Annotated in this window: 23 protein-coding genes; 12 read left to right on the forward strand and 11 right to left on the reverse strand. The window is 71.5% G+C overall.

From position 1 onward, the window contains the following. Nucleotides 1–41: 41 nt before the first annotated feature. On the reverse strand, nt 42–1,292 hold the full coding sequence (locus tag ACZ5C2_RS29530; RefSeq protein ID WP_468798042.1) for a L,D-transpeptidase: 1,251 nt from the start codon (nt 1,290–1,292) through the stop codon (nt 42–44). A gap of 236 nt (nt 1,293–1,528) precedes the next feature. Further along, complete coding sequence (locus ACZ5C2_RS29535) at nt 1,529–1,885, reverse strand: hypothetical protein (RefSeq protein WP_468798045.1); 357 nt, start codon at nt 1,883–1,885, stop codon at nt 1,529–1,531. A 109-nt stretch (nt 1,886–1,994) separates the two neighbouring features. Here ACZ5C2_RS29535 and ACZ5C2_RS29540 point away from each other — a divergent pair, with 109 nt between their 5' ends. Next, nucleotides 1,995–2,321, forward strand: a complete 327-nt coding sequence (locus ACZ5C2_RS29540) for an LPXTG cell wall anchor domain-containing protein (RefSeq protein ID WP_468798048.1) — start codon at nt 1,995–1,997, stop codon at nt 2,319–2,321. Between the two features lie 58 nt (nt 2,322–2,379). Here the strand turns inward: ACZ5C2_RS29540 and hutH are convergent, their stop codons facing one another. The 5 genes from hutH to ACZ5C2_RS29565 form a co-directional block, all read right to left on the reverse strand. Then, complete coding sequence (gene hutH / locus ACZ5C2_RS29545) at nt 2,380–3,933, reverse strand: histidine ammonia-lyase (protein ID WP_468798123.1); 1,554 nt, start codon at nt 3,931–3,933, stop codon at nt 2,380–2,382. Between the two features lie 75 nt (nt 3,934–4,008). Then, nucleotides 4,009–5,157 carry a GGDEF domain-containing protein gene (locus ACZ5C2_RS29550; RefSeq protein WP_468798051.1) on the reverse strand — a complete coding sequence of 383 codons (1,149 nt, stop codon included), beginning with the start codon at nt 5,155–5,157 and terminating at the stop codon, nt 4,009–4,011. Between the two features lie 65 nt (nt 5,158–5,222). Continuing rightward, on the reverse strand, nt 5,223–6,023 hold the full coding sequence (locus ACZ5C2_RS29555; RefSeq protein WP_468798054.1) for an enoyl-CoA hydratase/isomerase family protein: 801 nt from the start codon (nt 6,021–6,023) through the stop codon (nt 5,223–5,225). A gap of 816 nt (nt 6,024–6,839) precedes the next feature. Then, a complete protein-coding gene (locus ACZ5C2_RS29560) occupies nt 6,840–7,970 on the reverse strand; it encodes an adenylate/guanylate cyclase domain-containing protein (protein ID WP_468798057.1) in 1,131 nt (376 codons plus the stop codon). A gap of 371 nt (nt 7,971–8,341) precedes the next feature. Continuing rightward, nucleotides 8,342–9,250 carry a biotin--[acetyl-CoA-carboxylase] ligase gene (locus ACZ5C2_RS29565; protein ID WP_468798060.1) on the reverse strand — a complete coding sequence of 303 codons (909 nt, stop codon included), beginning with the start codon at nt 9,248–9,250 and terminating at the stop codon, nt 8,342–8,344. 110 nt (nt 9,251–9,360) lie between these two features. Here ACZ5C2_RS29565 and ACZ5C2_RS29570 point away from each other — a divergent pair, with 110 nt between their 5' ends. The 4 genes from ACZ5C2_RS29570 to ACZ5C2_RS29585 all read left to right on the forward strand — a co-directional run bounded on the left by ACZ5C2_RS29570 (nt 9,361) and on the right by ACZ5C2_RS29585 (nt 12,094). Continuing rightward, nucleotides 9,361–10,950 carry an acyl-CoA carboxylase subunit beta gene (locus tag ACZ5C2_RS29570; protein WP_468798063.1) on the forward strand — a complete coding sequence of 530 codons (1,590 nt, stop codon included), beginning with the start codon at nt 9,361–9,363 and terminating at the stop codon, nt 10,948–10,950. 20 nt (nt 10,951–10,970) lie between these two features. Then, on the forward strand, nt 10,971–11,177 hold the full coding sequence (locus ACZ5C2_RS29575; RefSeq protein WP_468798066.1) for an acyl-CoA carboxylase epsilon subunit: 207 nt from the start codon (nt 10,971–10,973) through the stop codon (nt 11,175–11,177). Between the two features lie 135 nt (nt 11,178–11,312). Next, nucleotides 11,313–11,441 carry a morphogenic membrane protein MmpB gene (mmpB, locus tag ACZ5C2_RS29580; protein ID WP_468798069.1) on the forward strand — a complete coding sequence of 43 codons (129 nt, stop codon included), beginning with the start codon at nt 11,313–11,315 and terminating at the stop codon, nt 11,439–11,441. Between the two features lie 32 nt (nt 11,442–11,473). Further along, entirely contained in the window at nt 11,474–12,094 is a 621-nt protein-coding gene (locus tag ACZ5C2_RS29585; protein WP_468798072.1) for a Maf family protein, read from the forward strand. Here ACZ5C2_RS29585 and ACZ5C2_RS29590 read toward each other — a convergent pair. Then, nucleotides 12,063–12,593 carry a hypothetical protein gene (locus ACZ5C2_RS29590; protein ID WP_468798075.1) on the reverse strand — a complete coding sequence of 177 codons (531 nt, stop codon included), beginning with the start codon at nt 12,591–12,593 and terminating at the stop codon, nt 12,063–12,065. The two genes, ACZ5C2_RS29585 and ACZ5C2_RS29590, sit on opposite strands and share 32 nt — an antisense overlap. A 364-nt stretch (nt 12,594–12,957) precedes the next feature. On the opposite strand from ACZ5C2_RS29590, the gene ACZ5C2_RS29595 reads away from it, so the two are divergent. Next, complete coding sequence (locus ACZ5C2_RS29595; RefSeq protein WP_468798078.1) at nt 12,958–14,730, forward strand: acetyl/propionyl/methylcrotonyl-CoA carboxylase subunit alpha; 1,773 nt, start codon at nt 12,958–12,960, stop codon at nt 14,728–14,730. A gap of 471 nt (nt 14,731–15,201) precedes the next feature. Here the strand turns inward: ACZ5C2_RS29595 and ACZ5C2_RS29600 are convergent, their stop codons facing one another. Further along, complete coding sequence (locus tag ACZ5C2_RS29600) at nt 15,202–16,137, reverse strand: DeoR/GlpR family DNA-binding transcription regulator (protein WP_468798126.1); 936 nt, start codon at nt 16,135–16,137, stop codon at nt 15,202–15,204. A 182-nt stretch (nt 16,138–16,319) separates the two neighbouring features. Beyond that, the gene (locus ACZ5C2_RS29605) at nt 16,320–17,768 is read right to left on the reverse strand and encodes an NAD(P)H-quinone dehydrogenase (RefSeq protein ID WP_468798081.1); all 1,449 of its coding nucleotides are present in this window, start codon (nt 17,766–17,768) and stop codon (nt 16,320–16,322) included. 98 nt (nt 17,769–17,866) lie between these two features. On the opposite strand from ACZ5C2_RS29605, the gene ACZ5C2_RS29610 reads away from it, so the two are divergent. From ACZ5C2_RS29610 to ACZ5C2_RS29620, 3 genes are all read left to right on the forward strand, one after another. Further along, complete coding sequence (locus ACZ5C2_RS29610; protein ID WP_468798084.1) at nt 17,867–18,307, forward strand: gamma-glutamylcyclotransferase family protein; 441 nt, start codon at nt 17,867–17,869, stop codon at nt 18,305–18,307. A 93-nt stretch (nt 18,308–18,400) separates the two neighbouring features. After that, nucleotides 18,401–19,225, forward strand: a complete 825-nt coding sequence (locus tag ACZ5C2_RS29615; RefSeq protein ID WP_468798087.1) for a purine-nucleoside phosphorylase — start codon at nt 18,401–18,403, stop codon at nt 19,223–19,225. Nucleotides 19,226–19,347: 122 nt separating this feature from the next. Then, complete coding sequence (locus ACZ5C2_RS29620; protein WP_468798090.1) at nt 19,348–21,000, forward strand: phospho-sugar mutase; 1,653 nt, start codon at nt 19,348–19,350, stop codon at nt 20,998–21,000. A gap of 66 nt (nt 21,001–21,066) precedes the next feature. Here the strand turns inward: ACZ5C2_RS29620 and ACZ5C2_RS29625 are convergent, their stop codons facing one another. Then, nucleotides 21,067–21,759, reverse strand: coding sequence for a PH domain-containing protein (locus ACZ5C2_RS29625; RefSeq protein WP_468798093.1), 693 nt, complete (start codon nt 21,757–21,759; stop codon nt 21,067–21,069). 136 nt (nt 21,760–21,895) lie between these two features. On the opposite strand from ACZ5C2_RS29625, the gene deoC reads away from it, so the two are divergent. From deoC to ACZ5C2_RS29640, 3 genes are read left to right on the forward strand one after another with little or no spacing between them, the layout of a single operon-like run. Continuing rightward, nucleotides 21,896–22,849, forward strand: a complete 954-nt coding sequence (deoC, locus tag ACZ5C2_RS29630) for a deoxyribose-phosphate aldolase (protein WP_468798129.1) — start codon at nt 21,896–21,898, stop codon at nt 22,847–22,849. A 13-nt stretch (nt 22,850–22,862) separates the two neighbouring features. Further along, nucleotides 22,863–24,308, forward strand: a complete 1,446-nt coding sequence (locus ACZ5C2_RS29635; protein WP_468798096.1) for an aldehyde dehydrogenase family protein — start codon at nt 22,863–22,865, stop codon at nt 24,306–24,308. Beyond that, the gene (locus ACZ5C2_RS29640) at nt 24,301–25,200 is read left to right on the forward strand and encodes an aldehyde dehydrogenase family protein (RefSeq protein WP_468798099.1); all 900 of its coding nucleotides are present in this window, start codon (nt 24,301–24,303) and stop codon (nt 25,198–25,200) included. The genes ACZ5C2_RS29635 and ACZ5C2_RS29640 overlap by 8 nt, the downstream gene beginning before the upstream one ends. Nucleotides 25,201–25,340 lie beyond the last annotated feature (140 nt).

The raw sequence follows: 25,340 nt of genomic DNA on the forward strand, positions 1-25,340 counted from the left end.
GGTCACGTGGAGTCAGGTTTCCTCCGTGTCCGGAGGGGGCGTCAGAGCGCCGAACCCGCCTTCCACTGCTCCCAGCTCATGTTCCAGCCGTTGTAGCCGTTGTCCGGGGCGATGGTCTTGTCACCGGTGTTCTGGACGACGACCACGTCACCGACGATCGAGTTGTCGTAGAACCAGGACCCGGGCGTGTTCGGGTCACCGGCGCCCTTGGCGTCGGCGAGGCCGATGCAGCCGTGGCTGGTGTTGACGCTGCCGAAGATGGACTTGGCGCCCCAGTAGTTGCCGTGGATGAAGGTGCCGGAGGTGCTCAGGCGCATGGCGTGCGGCACGTCCTTGATGTCGTACTCGCCCTTGCCGTCGTCGTCGGTGAAGCCGACGGTCGCGCCGTTCATCCGGGTCTCCTTGAACTTCTCGGAGATCACCATCTGGCCCTCGTACGTCTTGTTCTCGGGCGCCCCGGCGGAGATCGGGATGGTGCGGACGGTCTTGCCGTCCTGCGTGACCTTCATCTGCTTGGTCTTGGCGTCGACGTAGGAGACCTGGTTGCGGCCGATCTTGAAGTTGACCGTCTTCTGCTGGACGCCGAAGACGCCTTCGGCGCCCTCGACTCCGTCGAGCGCCAGCTTCAGGGTGACCGTGGCGCCCTCCTGCCAGTACTCGTCGGGCCGGCAGTCCATGCGGTTGGCGTTGAACCAGTGGCAGGCGACCTCCTGGCCACTGGTGGTGGAGACGGTGACGCCCTTCTGGACGGCGGCCTTGTCGGTGATCGCCTTGTCGAAGTTGACCGACACCGGCATACCGACGCCGACCGTGGTGCCGTCGTCCGGGGTGAAGTTGCCGATGAAGCTGTTGGCCTGGGAGACCGTGGTGAACGACGCGTTCTCGTGGGCGGCGAGGCCCTCGGAGTCCTCGGCGGTGGCCGCCACCTTGTAGGTGGTGGCGCGCTCCAGCTGGGCGCTGGGCTTCCAGCTCTTCTTGTCGGCGGATATCTCACCCGCGACGGCGGTGCCGTCGGAGGTGGTCATCTTGACCTGGGTCAGCGTGCCCTTGCTCACGGTCACGGCCGCGGAGTTGTTGATGGAGGCGTTGCTCGAGCCATCCTTCGGCGTGATCTTGATCTGCGCCTCGGAGGACTTCTTCGCCGCCGCCTCGTCGACCTGCGCCTGCGAGGTGTCCTTGCCGTCACCGCCGGAGGCACCACCGTCACCGCCGGAACACGCCGAGAGCACCAGCACTCCGCCGAGCAGAGCGGACGCGGCCGCCAGACCCCTGCGCCGCTTACCGTCCGTCATCACACGCTTCTCCATCGTTGCCGAATCCCAACCCCACGAGTCCCCGGCGCGAAGCCGAGACCCCGTCCACCATCTTCAACGCTACGACCGGGTGATCCGGTTCCCCATGGCCCGCGGGTGTGGGGCTCACCACGTCCGCCGGAACGGACGGTGAGTACGGCGGTCAGTGCTCCACGTGAGACGTCGTGAGCCCGGCGGCGGTTGCCGCGCGGGACCACGTTTTTCCCCGAGCCGTCTCAGCCGGCCCGCCCCGCCCCGTCTTCCTCGTCGTAGGACTCGTCGCCATCATCCTCGTCGAGGTCCCATTCCGGCGAGTCCGGGTCGTAGTCGATCTGTTCGCTGCTCCAGGAGGCCTGCAGGAGCCCGACTCCCGGAACCTCGCTGACCAGGCTGAACGGATCCACCAGATACGCCAGGGCCTCCGCGGTGTCCTCCGTCACAGCGCTCTCTGCGTGTACCCGCTCCCCGTCCGGACCATCACCCTCTTCCGAGATCCTGCGCAGCGCGGCCCCGGTCACCGCTTTCTCGTCGTCGACTTCGAGGACGAGTTCCACGCGAAGCCGTACAAACCGTGATGTCTCTGGAGTGCTCATGCCCGGAGCGTACGACTACGGGCTCCCGTGACTTTCCTGTGACCCGCGCCTTTCACTAACATCGCCTCACACGGCCAATTCGCCAGCGCCACAAGGGGATCGATATTCCGTGTCATCCGCGCTCCGTCCGTTGCTGACCACCACCGCCGCGGGCACCCTGCTGTGCGCCCTGTGGTTCGTCCCCTCCGCCAACGCGTCGTCGGACACCCCGGCGGGGGACGCACCGCCGGCACGTCCGTCTCCGCAGGTCACCGAGCAGGCGAGAGCCGTGTCCGGAACCATGTCGGCCTCGTTGGAGGGCACCGGCCAGGAGGTCCGCCTCGCGGACACCGGCAGTTTCGACAGCACCCCGTACATCATCGGCGGGACGGGCAGCCTCGCCCTCGGCGCCGGCTTCGTCGTCTATTCGGTACGCCGGGAACGGCTCGACCTCTAGGGTCTGATCCGCCCCGGGACCGGCCCCGGGGCGGTCCCGCCCGCGGGGCCCGGCCGGGTCAGCGCAGCGGCCCGGTGACCGTCTCGACGGCCGCGACCAGCCGGCCGTCACGCACGAACGCGTCCGCCGCCGCGAGATCGGGCGCCAGATACCGGTCCGGTCCCGGCCCGCCCACACCCGCTTCCCGTACGGCACGGATGACCGCCCGCGTGGCCGGAGCCGGCGTCAGCCCCTCCCGCAGTTCGACGGCCCGCGTGGCGGCGTACAGCTCCACGGCGACGACCCGGGTGAGATTGTCGACGGCCGTGCGCAGTTTGCGCGCCGCCGACCAGCCCATGGAGACATGGTCCTCCTGCATCGCGGAGGACGGGATCGAGTCCGCCGACGCCGGCACGGCAAGCCGCTTCAACTCGCTGACCAGAGCGGCCTGCGTGTACTGAGCGATCATCAGCCCGGAGTCGACACCGGGGTCGTCCGCGAGGAACGGCGGCAGACCGTGGCTGCGGTTCTTGTCCAGCAGCCGGTCGGTGCGGCGCTCGGCGATGGAGGCGAGGTCGGCGACGGCGATGGCGAGGAAGTCCAGGACGTAGGCGACCGGCGCCCCGTGGAAGTTGCCGTTGGACTCCACCCTCCCTTCCCCGGGGCCGAAAGCCGGCAGCACGACCGGATTGTCGACGGCGGCGGCGAGTTCGCGCTCGGCGACCAGCCGGGCGTGGGCCAGGGTGTCCCGTCCGGCCCCGGCGACCTGTGGGGCGCAGCGCACGGAGTAGGCGTCCTGGACCCGGGGCGCGTCGTCCTGATGATGCCCCGTCAGTCCCGAGTCCTTCAGTACGGCGAGCATGTTGGCGGCACTGGCGGCCTGTCCCGGGTGCGGGCGGATGGCGTGCAGTTCGGGGGCGAGCACCTTGTCGGTGCCCAGCAGTGCCTCCAGGCTCAGGGCGGCCGTGACGTCGGCGGACTTGTAGAGCAGGTCGAGGTCGGCGAGTGCCATGACCAGCATGCCGAGCATGCCGTCGGTGCCGTTGAGGAGGGCGAGCCCTTCCTTCTCGCGCAGTTCGACGGGCCGGATGCCGTGCTCGGCGAGAAGTTCACCGGCCGGCCGCACGGTCCCGTCGGGGCCTTCCGCCTCCCCTTCGCCCATGAGGGTGAGGGCGCAGTGGGACAGCGGGGCCAGGTCCCCGGAGCAGCCGAGGGAGCCGTACTCGTGGACGACCGGGGTGACCCCGGCGTTCAGCACGTCGGCCATGGTCTGCGCGACCTCCGGCCGGACGCCGGTGCGCCCGGAGCAGACGGTCTTCAGCCGCAGGAACATCAGCGCGCGGACGACCTCCCGCTCCACGCTGGGCCCCATGCCGGCGGCGTGCGAGCGGACGATGTTGCGCTGCAGCCGGGCGCGCAGCTCCGGGCTGATGTGCCGGGTCGCCAGGGCGCCGAAGCCGGTACTCACCCCGTACACGGGGTCGGGCTTGGCGGCCAGGGCGTCCACGATCTCGCGGGACGCGGCGAGGGCGGCCACCGCCTCCGCGGACAGTTCGATACGGGCACCGCCGCGCGCCACGGCGAGCACGTCGGACGCGGTCACGCCGGACGTCCCCACCACCACAGTGTGCATATTCATATTCAGGAGCGTACGCAGTGAATTCGATGATGTCACCCCTGGAAACCGACCGCGCCCCTTACCGACGCACTACGGCGAATGCCGCCCCCGGAACCGGCGCCGCTCCCCGTCCGGCGCCCGCGACGGCTCGTCCGCGAGCCGTACGACGGGATCACCCGGCCCTCCCCGCCCGGCCACCACGGGATGAGCGGCCCGCTCGGCCTTGGCCCGGTACTGCGCCGCGTCGGCCAGCCGGAACAGCCGCCTGGCGGAGTGCACCGGTCCGACAGGGTCCTCGGTGGACGCCACGCCGCAGGCGACACCGTCCCCGATCCCCAGCTCCACGGCGCGCCGGCACACCTCGTCGGCGGCCTTGACGACCTCGTCCGCCGACGGTCCCACCGCCAGCAGACAGAACTCGTCCCCGCCCAGCCGCGCCGCCAGGGCGCCGGGCAGCATGGCACCGCACAGCGACAGCACGGTCCCGAACCGCTCCAGCAGCCGGTCGCCCACGGCATGCCCCAGCGTGTCATTGACCCGCTTCAGCCCGTTCAGATCGCACACCACCAGGCTGACGACGGCCCCGTCCCGCCGGTGCCGCTCGATCGCCTCGTCGAGTCGGGTGTCCACGGCACGCCGGTTGGCCAGCCCGGTCAGCGAATCCGTGAAGGCCAGCCGCCGGGCCTCCTCCAGGCGCTCGGTCTGCGCGATCCCCGCCGCCACCACGGCCGCCAGAACGGTCGCGAAATCGGCGTCGCCCCGCCCGAAGGCGGGCACACCCACCGGCCGGGCCACGTACAGCTCACCCCACGCCCGCCCGTGCAGCACGATCGGCGCGACCACACAGCACCCGCGCCCCCGCCGCCTGAGCGCCGCGACCCGCTGATGGCGGTAGCCCGCCCGCCCCGCCGACGGCCCCTCGGCGGTCTCCACCCAGGCATCGGGCTCACCGCCACCCGCCCACCGCTCATGCAGGAACTCGGTGATCTCGGCGAACTGATGCACCGGATAGGACTCGTCCTCCGGGAACTCCTCCTCCCCCGCGGCCAGCTCCCCGACGTTCACCAACACCCGCAGCCGCCCGAGCTCCCGCTCCCAGACCGACAGCGCGGCGAAACTCCCGCCCAGCGCCCGGCAGGCCCCGCCGGCCGCGGCCCGCCAGGCCTCCCTCGAACTGTGCGCGGCGGCCATGCCCTGAGCCAGCGCCACCACGGCCGCCAGCCGGCTCTCCTCACCCATCCCCCCAGACTAGGGAGATTCCCTACGAACCGGGACATCGAGAAAGCGAGACGAGGAGTGCCCGGCTACTCCCCGGGCCACTGCGGCCTGCGCTTCTCGTTGAAGGCGGCCACCCCCTCCGCCCGGTCCCCCGAGAACGCCACGGACCGCCAGGCGGCATCCTCGACCTCGAGCCCGGCGGGCAGATCCAGACCGTGTCCGAGCCGCAGCGCCCGCTTGGCCGCCCGCAGCCCCACCGGTGAGTTCGCGGCGATCCGAGACGCCATGGCCAGCGCCTCCTCCCGGTCCCGCCCCTCGTCCACCAGCTGGTCGACCAGCCCCAGCTCCCGGGCCTCGGCGGCCTCCACCCGCCGCGCCGTGAAGATCAGCTCGGCAGCCCGCGCCGCCCCCACCCTCCGTGGCAGCAACTGCGTACCACCCCCGCCCGGGATCACCCCGACGGACACCTCGGGCAGCCCCATGACGGCCGTACGGTCGGCCACGATCACATCGCACGACAGGGCCAGCTCGAAGCCACCCCCCAGCGCGAAGCCGTGAACGGCCGCCACCGCCGGTACCGGCAGGTCGAGCACGCCGGTGTACGCCCCGCGCGCCACGGGTCGCTGACGCACCAGATCGGCGTCGCTGAAGGAATTGCGCTCCTTCAGATCGGCCCCCACGCAGAACGCCCGCTCGTGCGACGAGGTCAGCACCACCGCCCGTACGGCACGGTCCCCACCCAGCGCCGCACAGGCACCGGCGATCGACCGGGCCATCTCGGTCGACACGGCGTTCATGGCCTTGGGGCGGTCGAGGACGAGCTCCGCGACATGCCCCTGCTCGTGCCGGCGCACCAGCACGAACTCCCCGAACCGTTCCTCACTCATGACACCCTCCGGTTAACGCGGGTTAACATCGCTCGCCCCGATCATCGCAGCCGACACCTCCCGGGGAAAAGGGCGCACGGCCGGTTCCCTCGTCACCCCCGCCCACCCGTTCGAGTGACATCCTGCCGACTCCGGCCCCACCCCCACACGGGAGCGCATAGCGTGCGCACACCGCGGCGCGTCGGGGGTGCGCGGCAGGGGAGGGACAGCGATGACACCGAAAAGACCGCCGGCACCACACACCGCCGAGCCACCGCCCCGGACCGCCGGTCGCCTTTCCCTCATCCGGGGTCGCCACCGCAAGCCCCGCCCTCGCAAGGCACTGCTGGCCGCAGGCGGCCTGGCCCTGGCCGCAGGCGCCGTGACGCTGATCCGCCTGACCGCCGCGCCCGAGGGCGGACCGGGCATCGCGGTGGAGGCGGCCCCCAGCCCTGTCCCGCACACGGGTGCCGGCACACCCGCCGACGCACCCCCCGCGACCACGGCCACCGCACCGGCCCCGCAGGCAAGCCCGTCGTCCCCCCAGGCCCTGGGCGGCAAGGACACCACGTCAGTCACCACCCCACTCACCACACCCGAGCCGCCGCCCCGGACCCGAGCACCGATCCCCTCGACGATCCCGGCATCGGCGAACCCCCCGCCGCCCGCATCCCCGAAGGACCACGTCACCGAAACCCCCCGCACTTCTTCCGACCCTCCACCACCCGTCCACAGGGAACCGCCCCCGCGCCGACCGGCCCCCACACCCGAACCGGATCCCACCCCCGGGCTCTGCGTACCGATCATCGGCCTGTGCCTGGGCGGCGGAGAGCCGCACTAGACGGAGGTGCCAGGAAGAGGGGGAGAGGGAGGAGCCTCGTTCCGGCGGGTGAGCAGCCAGGGCTCCACCACACCGAGCCCACGCACCGGCCGCTGCCACATCGGCTGGAGCGCGAAGCGGTACGTCGGCGGCTCCTCGCCCTCCTTCTCCGCCGCGGCCACCGCCTCGGCGGCCGCCGCCTCACTGGCGGGAGCGTCACCGGTACGGATCAGCTCCTCGGCGAACGCGGTGTCGACGAGCACGGCGTCACGGGGAGCTATGGAGGTGAGCCGGGAGGCCAGGTTCACGGTCGTCCCGAACACATCGCCCATCCGGGTGGTCACCGTGCCGAACGCCATGCCGACCCGCAGCTCCGGCATGGTCTCGTCGTTCGCCATGGTCTCGATCAGGCGCATCGCGATCTCCGCGGCGGTACCCGCGTCGTCGGCGGCGTAGAGCACCTCGTCACCCAGCGTCTTGATGAGCCGCCCGCCCCGCGCCGCGACCAGGTCGGCGGCGGTGGTCTCGAAGGCCTCGACGAGCTCGCCGAGCTCCTCCTCCTCCATCCGCCGGGTCAGCCGCGTGAACCCCACGAGGTCCGCGAAGGCGACGGCCAGCCGCCGGTCGACCATCTCCTCGTCGTCGGCCCCCTGCACGACCCGCCCGGCGGAAGCGGCGAGCTGCCGCCGCCAGACGTACACCAGGAACTCCTCCAGCTCGGGCAGGAGCAGCTCGACGATCGGATACGTGACCTCCGTACGGGTCATTCCCGGCTCGGGCGGCTCGGTCAGCCCTTCCAGGAACGAGTCGATCTGCCATTCGGCCAGCCGCGCGGTGGTCTGCCCGGTGGACCGTGCCACCTGCACCGCCATGGCCTCGCTGAGCAGCCCCGCCTCCACCAGACCCGCGAGCCGGCGCAGCGCGAGGACGTCCGCCTCCGTGAGGGCCTTGGCCTGGCCGACGTCGGCGAAGCCCATGGCCCGCCAGAAACGGGTGGCCAGCTCCATGGTGACGCCGGCGCTGCGGGCCGCCTGAAACGGTGTGTAGCGGCGCTCGGCGCCCAGGATGAGCTGTTCGAGGCGCAGAGCAAGCGGATCCTCGCCGGCGCCCTGCGCGTCCGTACCGGAACCCGAGTCGTCGACGGTCACGCGTTGCTGCCCTTCCGATCTGCCACGGCCATGTATCGACCGCGCTCAACTCTACGGCAGGTGTGCGCCAGCTCACTCCGTCAGGTTGCGCCGGGGGTGCGGGTGATCGGCGGTCGCCCGGTGAGCGGGGCCGGGGCGGGCCAGGGGGTGAGACGAGCCGGCATTCTGTAGGCACCCGGGCCAGGGGGTGAGACGAGCCGGCATTCTGGAGGCACCCCGGCAACGGTGCGAACCAGGGCGGGCTGCCCGGCCCGGCCCGTGCGGGACGCTCACCGCGGCTGGTGCCGGGCGGGCCCCAACCCGTCCCACACCCAGCGGCCCCACGGACAAGGAACCCACACCCCACCCGGCCGAGATCCGCGCCGCAGGCGTCAGTGCGGGCCTCCCGCCGGCCGCAGGTGGACGATGTCACCCGCGCCCACCGGCTCCTGCATGCCCGCCCCCGTGGCCAGCACCAGCCGACCGTCCCCGTCCACCGCGACGGCCTCACCCACCCGTGTCCGATCCCCCGGCAGCTCCGCCCGCACCGTCCGTCCGAGCGTCGCGCACCCCGCCGCATACGTCTCCTGCAGACCGCACGCCCCCGCATCACCACCCGCCGCCCGCCAGCGTCGGTACCACTCCTCCAGCGCCCGCAGCATCCCCCGCAACAGCGGATCCCGGTCCGTACTCACCGCCCCCGCCAGCACCAGCGACCCCGCCGTCGGCACCGGCAGCTCATCCGCCCGCAGGCTGACGTTGATGCCGACCCCGACGACCACACCGCCCTCGCCGGCGCCCTCCGCGAGGATCCCCCCGGCCTTGCGCTCGGCGCCCCCCACCGTCACCAGCACGTCGTTCGGCCACTTCAGCGCCGTATCGACCCCCGCCGCCCGCGACAGACCCGTCGCCACCGCCACCCCCGTCAGCAACGGCAGCCACCCCCACCGGTCCACCGGCACCTCCCGCGGCGTGAGCAGCACGGAGAAGAACAACCCTGACCGGGCCGGCGCGCTCCACTGACGGTCGAGCCGCCCCCGTCCGGCCGTCTGCTCCTCGGCGACGAGGACGGCCCCCTCACCCGCCTCCCCCGACACGGCCCGCGCCACCAGATCGGAATTGGTCGACCCCGTCCGCTGCACCACGTCCACCTGGGACCACAGCGCCCCCTCCCGCACGAGCCCCCGCCTCAACGCGTTCACATTGAGCGGCGGCCGGTCCAGATCCGCCCAGCGGTTCCCGTTCCCGTTCCCGTTCCCGTTCCCGTTCCCGTACGGCTGTGATGCATCTCGCGGCGTCATGCAAGCCACCCTAGGTGTGGTAAACGCCGCACTGCCGAAGCGAACGCCCCCCACTACGCTACGGATGAGTAACCGTCCCCCCTTTTGAGCAGGCAGGGAGCCGCATCCCGATGTCCGAGCCGGAAGAGCACCAGCGCGACATTCACACGACCGCGGGCAAGCTCGCGGATCTTCAGCGTCGCATCGACGAGGCGACGCACGCCGGCTCCGCACGCGCCGTCGAAAAGCAGCACGCCAAGGGCAAGCTGACCGCACGTGAGCGGATCGACCTCCTGCTCGACGAGGGTTCCTTCGTCGAACTGGACGAGTTCGCCCGGCACCGCTCCACCAATTTCGGTCTCGACGCCAACCGCCCCTACGGCGACGGCGTCGTCACGGGCTACGGCACCGTCGACGGCCGCCCGGTCGCCGTCTTCTCCCAGGACTTCACCGTCTTCGGCGGCGCCCTCGGCGAGGTCTACGGCCAGAAGATCGTCAAGGTCATGGACTTCGCGCTGAAGACCGGCTGCCCGGTCATCGGCATCAACGACTCCGGCGGCGCCCGCATCCAGGAGGGCGTGGCCTCCCTCGGCGCGTACGGCGAGATCTTCCGCCGCAACACCCACGCCTCCGGCGTGATCCCGCAGATCAGTCTGGTCGTCGGCCCGTGCGCGGGCGGCGCGGTCTACTCCCCCGCGATCACCGACTTCACGGTCATGGTCGACCAGACCTCCCACATGTTCATCACCGGCCCGGACGTCATCAAGACGGTCACCGGCGAGGACGTCGGCTTCGAGGAGCTGGGCGGCGCCCGCACCCACAACGCCACGTCGGGCGTGGCCCACCACATGGCCGGCGACGAGAAGGACGCGATCGAGTACGTCAAGCAGCTCCTGTCGTACCTCCCGTCCAACAACCTCTCCGAGCCCCCGGCCTACCCGGAGGACGCGGACCTGACGATCACCGACGAGGACCGCGAACTCGACACGATCGTCCCGGACTCGGCGAACCAGCCGTACGACATGCACGCCGTCATCGAGCACGTCCTGGACGACGGCGAGTTCTTCGAGACCCAGCCCCTGTTCGCGCCGAACATCCTCACGGGTTACGGCCGCGTCGAGGGCCGTCCCGTCGGCATCGTCGCCAACCAGCCGATGCAGTTCGCCGGCTGCCTGGACATCACCGCGTCCGAGAAGGCGGCCCGCTTCGTGCGGACCTGCGACGCCTTCAACGTCCCGGTGATCACCTTCGTGGACGTCCCCGGCTTCCTGCCCGGCGTGGACCAGGAGCACGACGGCATCATCCGCCGCGGCGCCAAGCTGATCTTCGCCTACGCGGAGGCCACGGTCCCGCTGATCACCGTGATCACCCGCAAGGCGTTCGGCGGCGCGTACGACGTCATGGGCTCCAAGCACCTGGGTGCCGACCTCAACCTGGCCTGGCCGACGGCACAGATCGCGGTGATGGGCGCGCAGGGCGCCGTCAACATCCTGCACCGCCGCACCATCGCCGAGTCGGATGACCCGGACGAGGCCCGCGCCCGGCTGATGCGGGAGTACGAGGACGCCCTCCTCAACCCCTATGTCGCGGCCGAGCGCGGCTACGTCGACGCGGTGATCATGCCGTCCGACACCCGCCGCCACATCGTCCGCGGCCTGCGACAGCTGCGCACCAAGCGCGAGAGCCTGCCCCCGAAGAAGCACGGCAACATCCCCCTGTAGAACCGCCGTAAGGAGCCGCTGTGATCAAGGTCGTACGGGGCAACCCGACCCCGGAGGAGCTGGCCGCCGCACTGGCAGTGGTCCGGGCCCGCGCCGCGGCGGCGTCCGCCGTGCCGTCCGCCCCGCCGGCACCGCGCGACTCCTGGTCCGACCCGTCCCGCATCGCCGCCCACCGCCTGCCCCAGCCGGGGCCGGCGGCCTGGGGCCGCACCTACTGGCCGGGGTGAGACCGGCTTCTTCCGGTGCGCGGGGCCGTGCCCGTGTGCGGCTCCGCCACACACGGGCACGGTGACACGGCGCGGGGCGCCGATTTGAGTACGCCTACTCAGGCGCCCCGCCCTGCCGAGCCGCACGCTGGTGTCATGCTGTGGTCCGACCCCGAGAACGAACCGCCCGAAGAGCTGCGTGACATGCAGAACATGCTGCGGCGACTGAGCGTTCTCCTGGCCATGGCCATGGTGCTGGCGATGCTCGTGATCGGCGTGAGGTGATGCCGTCCGGCTCGGGTGACTAACCTGAGGCCATGACTGCTCAGCGCCGCAGGCGACTCGTGCTCGCCTCCCGGTCCCCCGCCCGGCTCGGACTGCTCCGCCAGGCCGGACTGGCCCCCGAGGTGATCGTCAGCGGGGTCGACGAGGACGCCGTCACCGCCCCCACACCCGCCGAACTGGCGCTCGCCCTGGCCGAGGCCAAGGCGTCCGTCGTCGCCGCGAGGCCCGAGGTCAAGGGCGCCCTGGTGATCGGCTGCGACTCGGTTCTGGAACTGGACGGCCAGGCCCTCGGCAAGCCGGCGGACACCGGGGAGGCCACCGCGCGCTGGAAGGCCATGCGGGGCCGCGCGGGCACCCTCCAGACCGGCCACTGCGTCTACGACACCCTCAGCGGCCGGTACACCTCCGCCACCGCCTCCACCGTCGTCCGCTTCGGTGACCCCACCGACGAGGAGGTCGCCGCCTACGTGGCCTCCGGCGAACCGCTGCACGTCGCCGGGGCGTTCACGCTGGACGGCCGCTCGGCCCCGTTCATCGACGGCATCGACGGCGACCACGGCAATGTGATCGGCATCAGCCTGCCCCTGGTACGCCGCCTGCTGGCCCAACTGGGCGTCGGCATCACGGAGCTGTGGGCGTCGCCGGAGGCGTGACCGGGGACGCGCCGACGCCCGCCGGGCCGCCGTCCTTGCCGGTGCCGTCAACGCCGTACGTGCCGCCGGTGCCGCCCTCGGGGGCGGTGCCGGCGGATTCGTCGTCCGCCCGGCCGTCGTACGACATCAGGAGCAGCACGATCAGCCCGAGTACGACCACCATGAACAGGAACGCGGTCCACCCGATCAGCCCCCAGGCGAAGGCGCCCAGCAGCCCGTGCACCACCGCGGCGCTGATCAGCAGCACCCTGCCGAAGCCGGCCGGTGCCCGGTCGCGCAGCGCGACCAGCAGGGCCACCAGGCCGCACAGGGCGAAGTAGAGCCCGAAGACGATCCCGCCGATCTTCGAGGACACCGACATCATGTGCGGGTCGAGACCCGCCAGCGACATGTCCTGCCGATCGACGACGACGCCCAGGAACCAGTTCACCGCCGCGATGCCGAGCGCCTCCGCGAAGAGCACAAGCGCCACGACCCACGCCACCGGTCTGCGCACCACCGGTCCCCACCCACTTTCGAGCACGACTGTGGTTACCCCGAGTGTGTTCGGGCCGACGCGAAGGCTACTAACGGGTAAACCTCGGTACAAGGGTTCCGGGGAGGGCAAAGAATCATTGGGCCATTCGTAGGGACTCCACAAAGAAACGGAGTGGGCCGCAGCACGCTCTCACAGAGACCTTGACCACACAGGGCGGCTAGGGTTTCCCGGAGGAGTCCTGCGTACCGAGGCGGGACAAGGGATTTCGCGGGTCGAGCGGGCCTCGTATCACGCTCCGTGTGGGCAAGCTCACCACTGGGGACGGGTCGTAGTGCCGTGTCGGCAGTCCCTAAACTCGGCTTGTTTCAAGGAGGGAGCCTCAATCGTGCGCAAGGTGCTCATCGCCAACCGTGGCGAAATCGCTGTCCGCGTGGCCCGGGCCTGCCGGGATGCCGGGATCGCGAGCGTTGCCGTCTACGCCGAACCGGACCGGGACGCTCTGCATGTCCGCGCCGCGGATGAGGCGTTCGCCCTGGGCGGTGACACTCCGGCCACCAGTTACCTCGACATGGACAAGGTCCTGAAGGCCGCGCGGGAGTCGGGTGCCGACGCCGTCCACCCGGGCTACGGCTTCCTCTCCGAGAACGCCGAATTCGCCCAGGCGGTGCTGGACGCGGGCCTCATCTGGATCGGCCCGCCGCCGCAGGCCATCCGCGACCTCGGTGACAAGGTCGCCGCCCGGCACATCGCGCAGCGCGCAGGTGCTCCGCTGGTCGCGGGTACGCCCGATCCGGTGAACGGTGCGGAGGAGGTCGTCGCCTTCGCCGAGCAGCACGGGCTGCCGATCGCCATCAAGGCCGCGTTCGGTGGTGGCGGGCGTGGGCTGAAGGTCGCCCGGACGCTGGAGGAAGTGCCGGAGCTGTACGACTCGGCCGTCCGTGAGGCCGTTGCCGCGTTCGGGCGGGGCGAGTGCTTCGTCGAGCGCTACCTGGACAAGCCGCGGCACGTGGAGACGCAGTGCCTGGCGGACCGTCACGGCAACGTGGTCGTCGTGTCCACGCGTGACTGCTCGCTTCAGCGCCGGCACCAGAAGCTGGTCGAGGAGGCTCCGGCGCCGTTCCTGTCGGAGGCCCAGGTCGCCGAGCTGTACTCCTCCTCCAAGGCCATCCTCAAGGAAGCCGGTTACGTCGGCGCGGGCACCGTGGAGTTCCTCGTCGGTCTCGACGGGACGATCTCGTTCCTCGAGGTCAACACGCGTCTGCAGGTGGAGCACCCGGTGACCGAGGAGGTCGCCGGCATCGACCTGGTGCGCGAGATGTTCCGCATCGCGGACGGTGAGGAGCTGGGGTACGACGACCCCGAGCTGCGGGGGCACTCCTTCGAGTTCCGCATCAACGGTGAGGACCCGGGCCGCAACTTCCTTCCCGCGCCCGGCACGGTCACGACGTTCGCCCCGCCGTCGGGTCCGGGTGTGCGGCTGGACGCGGGTGTCGAGTCCGGCTCGGTCATCGGTCCGGCGTGGGACTCACTGCTGGCCAAGCTGATCGTCACCGGTCGTACGCGTAAGGAGGCGCTGGAGCGGGCCGCCCGTGCCCTGGAGGAGTTCCAGGTCGAGGGCATGGCCACGGCGATCCCGTTCCACCGCGCGGTGGTGAGGGACCCGGCGTTCGCTCCCGAACTCACCGGTTCGGCGGATCCGTTCACGGTGCACACCCGGTGGATCGAGACGGAGTTCGTCAACGAGATCAAGCCGTTCGCTGCCGCCGTGGACGCGGAGGCCGAGGAGGACGCGGGCCGCGAGACGGTGGTCGTCGAGGTCGGCGGGAAGCGCCTCGAGGTCTCGCTGCCGGCGTCACTGGGGATGTCCCTGGCCCGTACGGGTCTGGCGGCGGGTGCCAAGCCGAAGCGGCGGGCGGCGAAGAAGTCCGGGCCGGTGGCTTCGGGCGACACCCTTGCCTCTCCGATGCAGGGCACGATCGTCAAGATCGCTGTGGAAGAGGGCCAGGAGGTCAAGGAGGGCGACCTGGTCGTCGTCCTGGAGGCCATGAAGATGGAGCAGCCCATCAACGCCCACCGGTCGGGCACGGTCAAGGGGCTGAGCGCGGAGGTGGGCGCGTCGGTGACGTCCGGCGCGGCGATCTGCGAGATCAAGGACTGACCCGCCCTCCCACCCGGCGGGCCGCATACGCACCCGCCGGGTAGGGGTGCGGGGCCGGGCGTGCCGGGTGCCGGCCGTCGGCCGTACGCCTGCGGCGCCACTGTCCGTTGGGTGGGGGTGCTGGAGCGCCTGTGGCCGGTAGGTGGGTCGGGGCCGGATCGGGGTACCCGTCCTCGCACTGGCGCGGAATCGGTTTCTCGGTGGGGCGAGGGCGTGGACGCGCCAGTCACTGCGGGCGGGCACCCCCGCCCCGTCCGCTTCCCGCCGCGGGCGACGGCCCCGGCCCACCCGGCATCCACACCGGGCGCCCTACGCGGCCAACACCTCTCGCCCCGATCTCGGCAGGCGGTCGTGCCACCCCACTGCCCTCACGGCAGGGGAGGTGCCGCTGGAGGGACACGGGCGAGCGTCACGACACCCCACAAGGCACCGGGCCCGGCGACCGACACGCCCCGCCCGCGCAGCGAACCCTCACCGCCTCCGCAGGTCCGCCACCCGCGCCGCCCGCTCGGCGCCCTGCCCAGGACCCTGCTCCGCCGCCGCTCCCAGCGCCACCGCCGCACGCAGTCCGGGCCCCTGCCGACGAGGACCGGGAAGCGGCACATCCCGGCGCTGGCGGGCCGACGGCGGGCCCTCACCCCCCGCGCCCGCGGAACCCCCCGGAGCCCCCGCCACAGCGATCTGCACACCCTGATCCGCAAGCGCCTGAAGCTCGGTCGCCGCACGGTCGTCGTGCGCGGGCGGCTCGTCCGTCACCAGCCGTGTGATCAGATCCGTCGGTACGGTCTGGAACATCGTGTCCGTACCGAGCTTCGTGTGGTCCGCGAGGACCACCACCTCCGCCGCGGCCTGCACCAGCGCCCGGTCGACGGACGCGGACAGCATGTTGGACGTGGAGAGCCCGCGCTCGGCGGTCAGACCGCTTCCGGAGAGGAAGGCCCTGGAGACCCGCAGGCCCTGCAGGGACTGTTCGGCCCCGCTGCCGACGAGGGCGTAGTTCGAACCGCGGAGCGTACCGCCGGTCATCACCACTTCCACCCGGTTGGCGTGGGCCAGGGCCTGGGCGACCAACAGGGAGTTGGTGACGACCGTCAGCCCGGGCACCCGGGCGAGCCGGCGGGCCAGCTCCTGCGTGGTGGTACCCGCACCGACCACAATGGCCTCGCCCTCTTCCACGAAGTTCGCGGCGAGGTCGGCGATGGCGGTCTTCTCGGCGGTCGCGAGATGAGATTTCTGCGGAAAACCGGACTCTCGCGTGAAACCGCCCGGAAGTACCGCACCGCCGTGCCGGCGGTCGAGGAGTCCTTCTGCCTCCAGCGCGCGCACGTCCCGCCGTACGGTCACTTCGGAGGTCTGGACGACGCGGGCGAGCTCACGGAGCGACACAGCCCCGTTCGCTCGCACCATTTCGAGGATCAATTGGCGACGTTCTGCAGCGAACACGAAACTGACAGTAACGCCGACGACCGTCTGCTTTCAGCAGTTTGCGCTGAATAGCAGAAGTTGTTCGCACCACCGCACCCCGAGTGGTATAGGACCCGTGCGTCAGCGGCGACACCCGTGACGACGGGGGTGCGTGGTTTCGGCCGTCAGGCCTCCCCGCCCGCCTTCCTCGTGTGCAACTGCCGTGCCACCTCGGCGATCGACCCCGACAGCGAGGGGTACACGGTGAAGGCTTTCGCGATCTGCTCGACGGTCAGATTGTTGTCGACCGCGATCGAGATGGGATGGATGAGTTCCGAGGCGCGCGGCGCCACGACCACGCCGCCCACCACGATACCGGTGCCCGGACGACAGAAGATCTTGACGAAGCCGTCGCGGATGCCCTGCATCTTCGCGCGAGGGTTGCGCAGCAGCGGCAGCTTGACCACCCGGGCGTCGATCTTGCCGGCGTCGACATCGGCCTGGGAGTACCCGACGGTGGCGATCTCGGGGTCGGTGAAGACGTTCGACGAGACGGTCTTGAGGTTCAGCGGCGCGACCGCGTCGCCCAGGAAGTGGTACATGGCGATACGGCCCTGCATCGCCGCTACCGAGGCGAGCGCGAAGACACCCGTGACGTCACCGGCGGCGTACACGCCGGGGGCCGTGGTCCGCGAGACCCTGTCGGTCCAGATGTGGCCCGAGTCCCGCAGCCTGACCCCGGCCTCCTCCAGGCCCATGCCCTCGGAGTTCGGAACGGCACCCACGGCCATCAGGCAGTGCGACCCGGTGATGACCCGTCCGTCGGCGAGGGCCACCTCCACCCGGTCCCCGACCCGCTTGGCGGACGCGGCGCGGGATCGTCCCATGACGTTCATGCCCCGGCGGCGGAAGACGTCCTCCAGCACGGCGGCCGCGTCCGGGTCCTCGCCCGGCAGCACCCGGTCGCGCGACGACACGAGTGTCACCTTCGACCCGAGCGCCTGGTAGGCACCGGCGAACTCGGCGCCCGTGACACCGGAGCCGACCACGATGAGCTCCTCGGGAAGCTCGTCCAGGTCGTACACCTGGGTCCAGTTCAGGATCCGCTCGCCGTCGGGCCGGGCATCGGGCAGCTCGCGCGGGTGACCACCGGTGGCGATCAGTACGGCGTCCGCGGTGAGCGTCTCCTCGCTCCCGTCGGCGGCGCGCACGACGACGCGGCGGGACCCGTCGAGCGCCTGCATGCCCTCCAGCCGGGCGCGCCCGCGCAGCACACGCGCTCCGGCACGGGTCACGGACGCGGCGATGTCGTGCGACTGGGCCAGGGCGAGCCGCTTCACACGCCGGTTGACCTTCCCCAGGTCCACACCCACCACCCGGGCGGCCTGCTCGATGTGCGGGGTGTCGTCGGCGACGATGATGCCCAGTTCCTCGTACGAGGAGTCGAAGGTGGTCATCACCTCGGCCGTGGCGATCAGAGTCTTGGACGGCACGCAGTCGGTGAGCACCGACGCCCCGCCCAGGCCGTCGGCATCGACGACGGTCACCTCCGCGCCGAGCTGCGCGGCGACCAGCGCCGCCTCATATCCGCCGGGTCCGCCACCGATGATCACGATCCGAGTCACGTACTCCATTGTCCCGCACACTTCACCGTGCGACCGCCCGGGGCCCGGGGCCGTGGCCCCGCTGTTACCGGAAGTGGCGTCCGTGACGCCTGCCGTACCCTTCCCCCATGTCGCTCTACGCCGCGTACGCCGGCAACCTCGACGCGCGGTTGATGTCCCGCCGCGCCCCCCACTCGCCGCTGCGCGCCACCGGCTGGCTGAACGAGTGGCGGCTCACGTTCGGGGGTGAGCGGACGGGCGGGGAGGGTTCGCTGGCGACCCTCGTCGAGGATCCGATCTCGCAGGTCTTCGTGGCCCTCTACGAGATCGCCCCGATGGACGAGGAGTCGCTGGACCGCTGGGAGGGGGCCGGCGGCCTGGACCTCTACCGCCGCACCCGGGTCCGCGTGCACACCCTGGAAGGCGAGGAGCGGGCCTGGACCTACGTCCTCAACGGTTACGAGGGCGGCCTTCCCTCGGCCCGCTATCTGGGGCAGATCGCCGACGCGGCCGAGTCCGCGGGCGCGCCCCACGACTATGTGATGGAACTGCGCAAACGTCCCTGCTGAGGACCTGTTCGCCGGAAACGACAGGACAACGATCGCCAACCCGTCGCCTTCCACATCTACGCGCGTAGGCGAATACCGGCTACCCTCAACGGCGTGAACGCTTCTCTTCTTCCGGACGACATCCAGGGCGACCCCTACGCCGCAGCCGACGCCGACGCCGCGCGCCTGCGCGAACTCACGGGCGCCGAGACCCACGACGTCGCCCTCGTGATGGGCTCCGGCTGGGCCCCGGCCGTGGACGCCCTCGGCACGCCCGAGGCCGAGCACCTGGTCACCGAGCTGCCCGGCTTCCCGCCGCCGGCGGTCGAGGGCCACGGAGGCAAGATCCGCTCGTACCGCATCGGCGCGAAGCGCGCGCTGGTCTTCCTGGGCCGTACGCACTACTACGAGGGCCGGGGCGTCGCGGCTGTCGCCCACGGCGTCCGTACGGCGGTGGCCGCGGGCGCCAAGACGATCGTCCTGACCAACGGCTGCGGCGGCCTGCGCGCAGGCATGCGCCCCGGCCAGCCGGTCCTGATCAGCGACCACATCAACCTCACGGCCACGTCGCCCATCGTCGGCGCGAACTTCGTCGACCTCACCGATCTGTACTCGCCGCGGCTGCGGGCGCTGTGCAAGGAGATCGACGCGAGCCTGGAGGAGGGGGTCTACGCCCAGTTCACCGGGCCGCACTACGAGACCCCGGCGGAGATCCGGATGGCCCGGGTGATCGGGGCGGACCTGGTCGGCATGTCGACGGTTCTCGAGGCGATCGCCGCGCGGGAGGCGGGTGCGGAGGTGCTGGGGATCTCGCTGGTCACCAACCTCGCCGCCGGTATGACCGGCGAGCCCCTCAACCACGAGGAAGTCCTTCAGGCGGGCCGGGACTCCGCTACGCGCATGGGTTCGCTGCTGGCACAGGTGCTCGGGCGCCTGTAGGCGCGGGGTGGGGGGTCCGGCGGCGGCTCGCGAGACCCCGCCGCACCCACGCGACGCAGCCCCGGCGGAGCGTCACCGCATGACACCCTGACAGACCACGACCGAGAGAGGCCGACCGAACCGTGGAAGACGACGCCCTCATCGCACAGGCCCAGGCATGGCTCGCCGAGGACCCCGACCCGGACACCCGCGAGGAACTCGCCCGCCTCATCGACGCCGGCGACCACGCCGAGCTCAGCGCACGCTTCGCCGGCACCCTCCAGTTCGGCACCGCCGGCCTCCGGGGCGAACTCGGCGCGGGCCCGATGCGCATGAACCGCTCCGTGGTCATCCGCGCCGCCGCCGGCCTCGCCGCGTACCTCAGGAAGCGGGGGACCACCCCCCACGGGGGCGACACGGCCGGCCTCGTCGTCATCGGCTACGACGCCCGCCACAAGTCACAGACGTTCGCCCTCGACACGGCAGCCGTCATGACCGGCGCCGGCCTCAGGGCAGCCGTACTGAACCGCCCCCTCCCCACCCCCGTCCTCGCCTTCGCCATCAGGCACCTCGGCGCGGTCGCCGGCGTGGAGGTCACCGCCAGCCACAACCCGCCCCGGGACAACGGCTACAAGGTGTACCTCGGCGACGGCTCCCAGATCGTCCCCCCGGCCGACGCGGAGATCGCCGCCGAGATCGCCGCCGTGGCCTCCCTCACCACCGTCCCCCGCCCCACCGATGGCTGGGAGACCCTCGACGACACGGTCCTCGACGCGTACCTCGCCCGCACGGACGCGGTCCTGGCCAAGGACTCCCCCCGCACGGCCCGCACCGTCTACACGGCGATGCACGGCGTCGGCAAGGACGTCCTCCTCGCCGCCTTCGAGCGGGCGGGCTTCCCCGCCCCCGCCCTCGTCGCCGAGCAGGCCGAGCCCGACCCGGAGTTCCCGACCGTCGCGTTCCCCAACCCGGAGGAGCCCGGCGCGATGGACCTCGCCTTCGCGAAGGCCCGGGAGACGGACCCGGATCTGGTCATCGCCAACGACCCCGACGCCGACCGCTGCGCCGCCGCCGTCAAGGACGGCACGGACTGGCGCATGCTGCGCGGCGACGAGGTCGGCGCACTGCTCGCCGCCCACCTGGTCCGCCGCGGAGCGACCGGCACGTTCGCGGAGTCGATCGTCTCGTCGAGCCTCCTCGGCCGTATCGCCGAGAAGGCCGGCCTGCCGTACGAGGAGACCCTGACCGGCTTCAAGTGGATCGCCAGGGTCGAGGGCCTGCGCTACGGCTACGAGGAGGCGCTCGGCTACTGCGTCGACCCGGACGGCGTACGCGACAAGGACGGCATCACGGCGGCGCTGCTGCTCACGGAACTGGCCTCCGAGCTCAAGTCGGAGGGCCGCACGGTGCTCGACCTGCTCGACGACCTCGCCGTCGAGCACGGCCTGCACGCCACCGACCAGCTCTCGGTCCGCGTACGGGACCTCGACGTCATCGCGTCCGCGATGCGCCGCCTGCGCGAGAAGCCGCCCACGCGGCTGGCCGGCCTGCGCATCACCAGGGCCGAGGACCTGACCGAGGGCACGGAGCAGCTCCCGCCCACCGACGGCCTCCGCTACACCCTGGACGGCGCGAGGGTCGTCGTCCGCCCGAGCGGCACGGAACCGAAGCTGAAGTGCTACCTGGAGGTGGTCGTCCCGGTCGCGGCGAAGACCGGCCTCCCCGAGGCGCGCACCAGCGCGACCGCCCTCCTCGCAGAGATCAAGCGGGACCTGTCCCAGGCAGCCGGCATCTGAGGAGACTCACGCGGGGCGAGCCACTCGCCCCGCGTGAGTCACCCGACGCCCGTCACTCCCCGTCCCTCACCCCGCAGCCAGCAGAACCGCCAGCAGCACGGCCCCCGCCACGGCCGGCGCCGCGATCTCATAGGCCCACCGCACGGTCACCTCGCCCTGCGCCGCGTCGGCCCCCTGCCGCCGCTCGTGCAGCTCACGCATCTCGGCCATGGTCCGGTCGCTCTCGGCCTGCTTCGGCGCCTCGGACCCGGCTCCCGGAACGAGCCCGCGGCCGCCGCCCCGGCCCTCGCGCGCGGCGCGAGCCGCCTGCGCGGCGGCCCGGGTTTCGTGCCGGGCCGCCTTGCTACGGGCCCGCAGGGAGACCGGAAGCGCCCACAGCTGGTACTTCGTGCCGGCTTCGTCGACGACCTCGTTGGAGAACCCGGACCGCAGCGTGGCGACCTTCCCCCAGGGCAGCACGATCACGCGGAACGGGTTGCGGACGCGCAGCCGGTCCTCGTTGACGTAGACGGCGGGGCGCAGGGTGTAGGCGACGATCAACGGCACGAGGAGGAGCATCGTGGCGAGGGCGAACCACGGGGTGCGGCCCTCTCCGGCGACCACCGCGTCGATGCCGAGCCAGCCGATGATGGCGAGCAGCAGCGCACCGCCGACGAGTCCGGCGGGCGAGCGGTAGATCCGGTCCTGGTACTGGGGCGCCGCGGGACCGGAAGGCTTCGTGGGCTCCGGGCCGGGCGGCTGGGGGTCGGGCGTCGTCATGCTCCCGATTCTGCACGACACCGCGGCGGACCTCGTACGCGGCGGAAGCCACGCGCAGCGAGCGAGCGCGAGCCGTACGAGATACACCTCGGGGCTGTACAGCCGCTACGCGCGTAGATATGCTCGTCTGGTGACCATGCCCACCACTGCACCACACGCTCTGAGCGACGTCACCGCGTCCGACAGCACACTGCGCCGCTTCCTCCACGGGCTGCCCGGCGTCGACGCGGTCGGCCTGGAGGCGCGCGCCGCCTCGCTCGGCACCCGCTCGATCAAGACGACCGCGAAGGCGTACGCCATCGACCTCGCCATCTCGATGGTCGACCTGACGACGCTGGAAGGCGCGGACACCCCGGGCAAGGTCCGGGCGCTCGGCGCGAAGGCGGTCCGCCCCGACCCGACCGACCGCACGGCGCCCGCCACGGCCGCGGTCTGCGTCTACCCCGACATGGTGGCCACGGCGAGGGAGGCGGTGGCCGGCTCGGACGTCAAGGTCGCGTCCGTCGCCACCGCGTTCCCGGCCGGCCGCGCCCCGATCGCCGTGAAGCTGGCGGACGTCCGCGAGGCCGTCGCCGCCGGTGCGGACGAGATCGACATGGTCATCGACCGCGGGGCGTTCCTCGCGGGGAACTACAGGAAGGTGTACGACGAGATCACCGCCGTGAAGGAGGCCTGCGGCGCGAGCGCGCGCCTGAAGGTCATCTTCGAGACGGGCGAGCTGTCAACGTACGACAACATCCGCCGGGCGAGCTGGCTCGGCATGCTGGCCGGGGCGGACTTCATCAAGACCTCGACCGGCAAGGTCGCCGTCAACGCGACTCCCGCGAACACCCTCCTCATGCTGGAGGCGGTCCGCGACTTCCGCGCCCAGACCGGCGTCCAGATCGGCGTGAAGCCGGCCGGCGGCATCCGCACGACCAAGGACGCCATCAAGTTCCTGGTCCTGGTCAACGAGACCGTGGGCGAGGACTGGCTGGACAACCACTGGTTCCGCTTCGGCGCCTCCTCGCTGCTGAACGACCTGTTGATGCAGCGGCAGAAGCTGGCCACCGGCCGCTACTCCGGCCCTGACTACGTGACGGTGGACTGAGACCCTCATGACCATGGAAAAGCGGACATCCGCATTCGAGTACGCACCGGCGCCCGAGTCCCGCTCGGTCGTCGACATCGCCCCGTCGTACGGCCTGTTCATCGACGGCGAGTTCACCGAGGCCGCCGACGGCAAGGTCTTCAAGAGCGTCTCCCCCTCCACCGAGGAGGTCCTCTCCGAGGTCGCCGAGGCCGGCGAGGCGGACGTCGACCGCGCGGTGAAGGCCGCCCGCAAGGCGTTCGAGAAGTGGTCGGCGCTCCCGGGTTCCGAGCGCGCGAAGTACCTGTTCCGCATCGCCCGGATCATCCAGGAGCGCAGCCGCGAGCTCGCCGTCCTGGAGACCCTCGACAACGGCAAGCCGATCAAGGAGACCCGCGACGCGGACCTCCCCCTGGTCGCCGCGCACTTCTTCTACTACGCGGGCTGGGCCGACAAGCTCGACCACGCCGGCTACGGCGCGAACCCGCGTCCCCTGGGCGTGGCCGGCCAGGTCATCCCCTGGAACTTCCCCCTACTCATGCTGGCGTGGAAGATCGCCCCGGCCCTCGCGACCGGCAACACGGTCGTCCTGAAGCCCGCCGAGACGACCCCCCTCTCCGCCCTGTTCTTCGCGGACATCTGCCGCCAGGCGGGCCTCCCCAGGGGCGTCGTCAACATCCTCACGGGCGACGGCCGCACCGGCGCCGCACTGACCGCCCACCCCGACGTGAACAAGGTCGCCTTCACCGGCTCGACCGCCGTCGGCAAGCAGATCGCGCGCACGGTCGCGGGCACCCGCAAGAAGCTGACGCTCGAACTCGGCGGCAAGGGCGCCAACATCGTCTTCGACGACGCCCCGATCGACCAGGCCGTCGAGGGCATCGTCAACGGCATCTTCTTCAACCAGGGCCAGGTCTGCTGCGCGGGCAGCCGCCTGCTGGTCCAGGAGTCGATCCACGACGAACTCCTCGGCTCCCTCAAGCGGCGCCTCACCACCCTCCGCCTCGGCGACCCGCTGGACAAGAACACCGACATCGGCGCGATCAACTCCGCCGAGCAGCTGGCGCGGATCACCGCGCTTGCCGACCAGGGCGAGGCGGAGGGCGCCGAGCGCTGGTCCCCGGCCTGCGAACTCCCGGAGAACGGCTACTGGTTCGCCCCGACGCTGTTCACGAAGGTCACCCAGGCGCACACGGTCGCCCGCGACGAGATCTTCGGCCCGGTGCTGTCGGTCCTGACCTTCCGCACTCCCGACGAGGCGGTCGCCAAGGCCAACAACACCCCGTACGGCCTGTCGGCCGGCATCTGGACGGAGAAGGGTTCGCGCATCCTGGCGGTCGCGAACAAGCTCCGCGCGGGCGTGATCTGGTCCAACACGTTCAACAAGTTCGACCCGACCTCGCCGTTCGGCGGATACAAGGAGTCGGGCTTCGGCCGCGAGGGCGGCCGCCACGGCCTGGAGGCGTACCTCGATGTCTGAGAAGTCCGAGCAGCGGCTGAGCGTCTTCAAGACCTACAAGCTGTACGTCGGCGGGAAGTTCCCGCGTTCCGAGAGCGGCCGGGTGTACGAGGTGACAGACGCGAAGGGCAAGTGGCTGGCCAACGCCCCGCTCTCCTCCCGCAAGGACGCCCGTGACGCGGTGGTCGCCGCGCGCAAGGCGTTCGGCGGCTGGTCCGGCGCGACGGCGTACAACCGCGGCCAGATCCTCTACCGCGTGGCGGAGATGCTGGAGGGCCGCAGGGACCAGTACGTCCGTGAGGTCGCCGAGGCCGAGGGCCTGTCGAAGTCGAAGGCCGGTGACCAGGTGGACGCGGCGATCGACCGCTGGGTCTGGTACGCGGGCTGGACCGACAAAATCGCCCAGGTGATCGGCGGCGGCAACCCGGTCGCGGGCCCCTTCTTCAACCTCTCCTCCCCCGAACCGACGGGCGTGGTCGTCGTACTGGCCCCGCAGGAGTCGTCCTTCTTGGGCCTGGTCTCGGTGGTCGCCCCGGTCATCGCCACCGGCAACACGGCGGTCGTGATCGCGAGTGAGAGGTCCCCGCTCCCGGCCCTCTCCCTCGGCGAGGTGCTGGCCACCTCCGACCTCCCCGGCGGCGTGGTCAACATCCTCTCCGGCCGTACGGCGGAGATCGCCGCCCCGCTCGCCGCGCACCAGGACGTCAACGCGATCGACCTCGCGGGCGCCGACGAGGTACTGGCGAAGGAGCTGGAGATCGCCGCCGCCGACAACCTCAAGCGCGTCCTGCGTCCACAGCCTGTGGACAACTGGTCGGCGACTCCCGGTACGGACCGCATGACGGCCTTCCTGGAGACCAAGACGGTCTGGCATCCCACGGGTTCACTGGGCGCCTCGGGCTCCGCGTACTGACGCGTCACCGCGACGACACCCGCCCGCAGCCGGAGCGGGGGGGGGGGGGGGGGGGGGGGGGGGGGGGGGGGGGTGAGGGGGGGGGGGGGGGGGGTTGCTCTCTCTCCCTCGTCTGCCTTGCCTCTCCCCCGACGGCCTGC

The organism is Streptomyces sp. NPDC031365, from assembly GCF_055569765.1.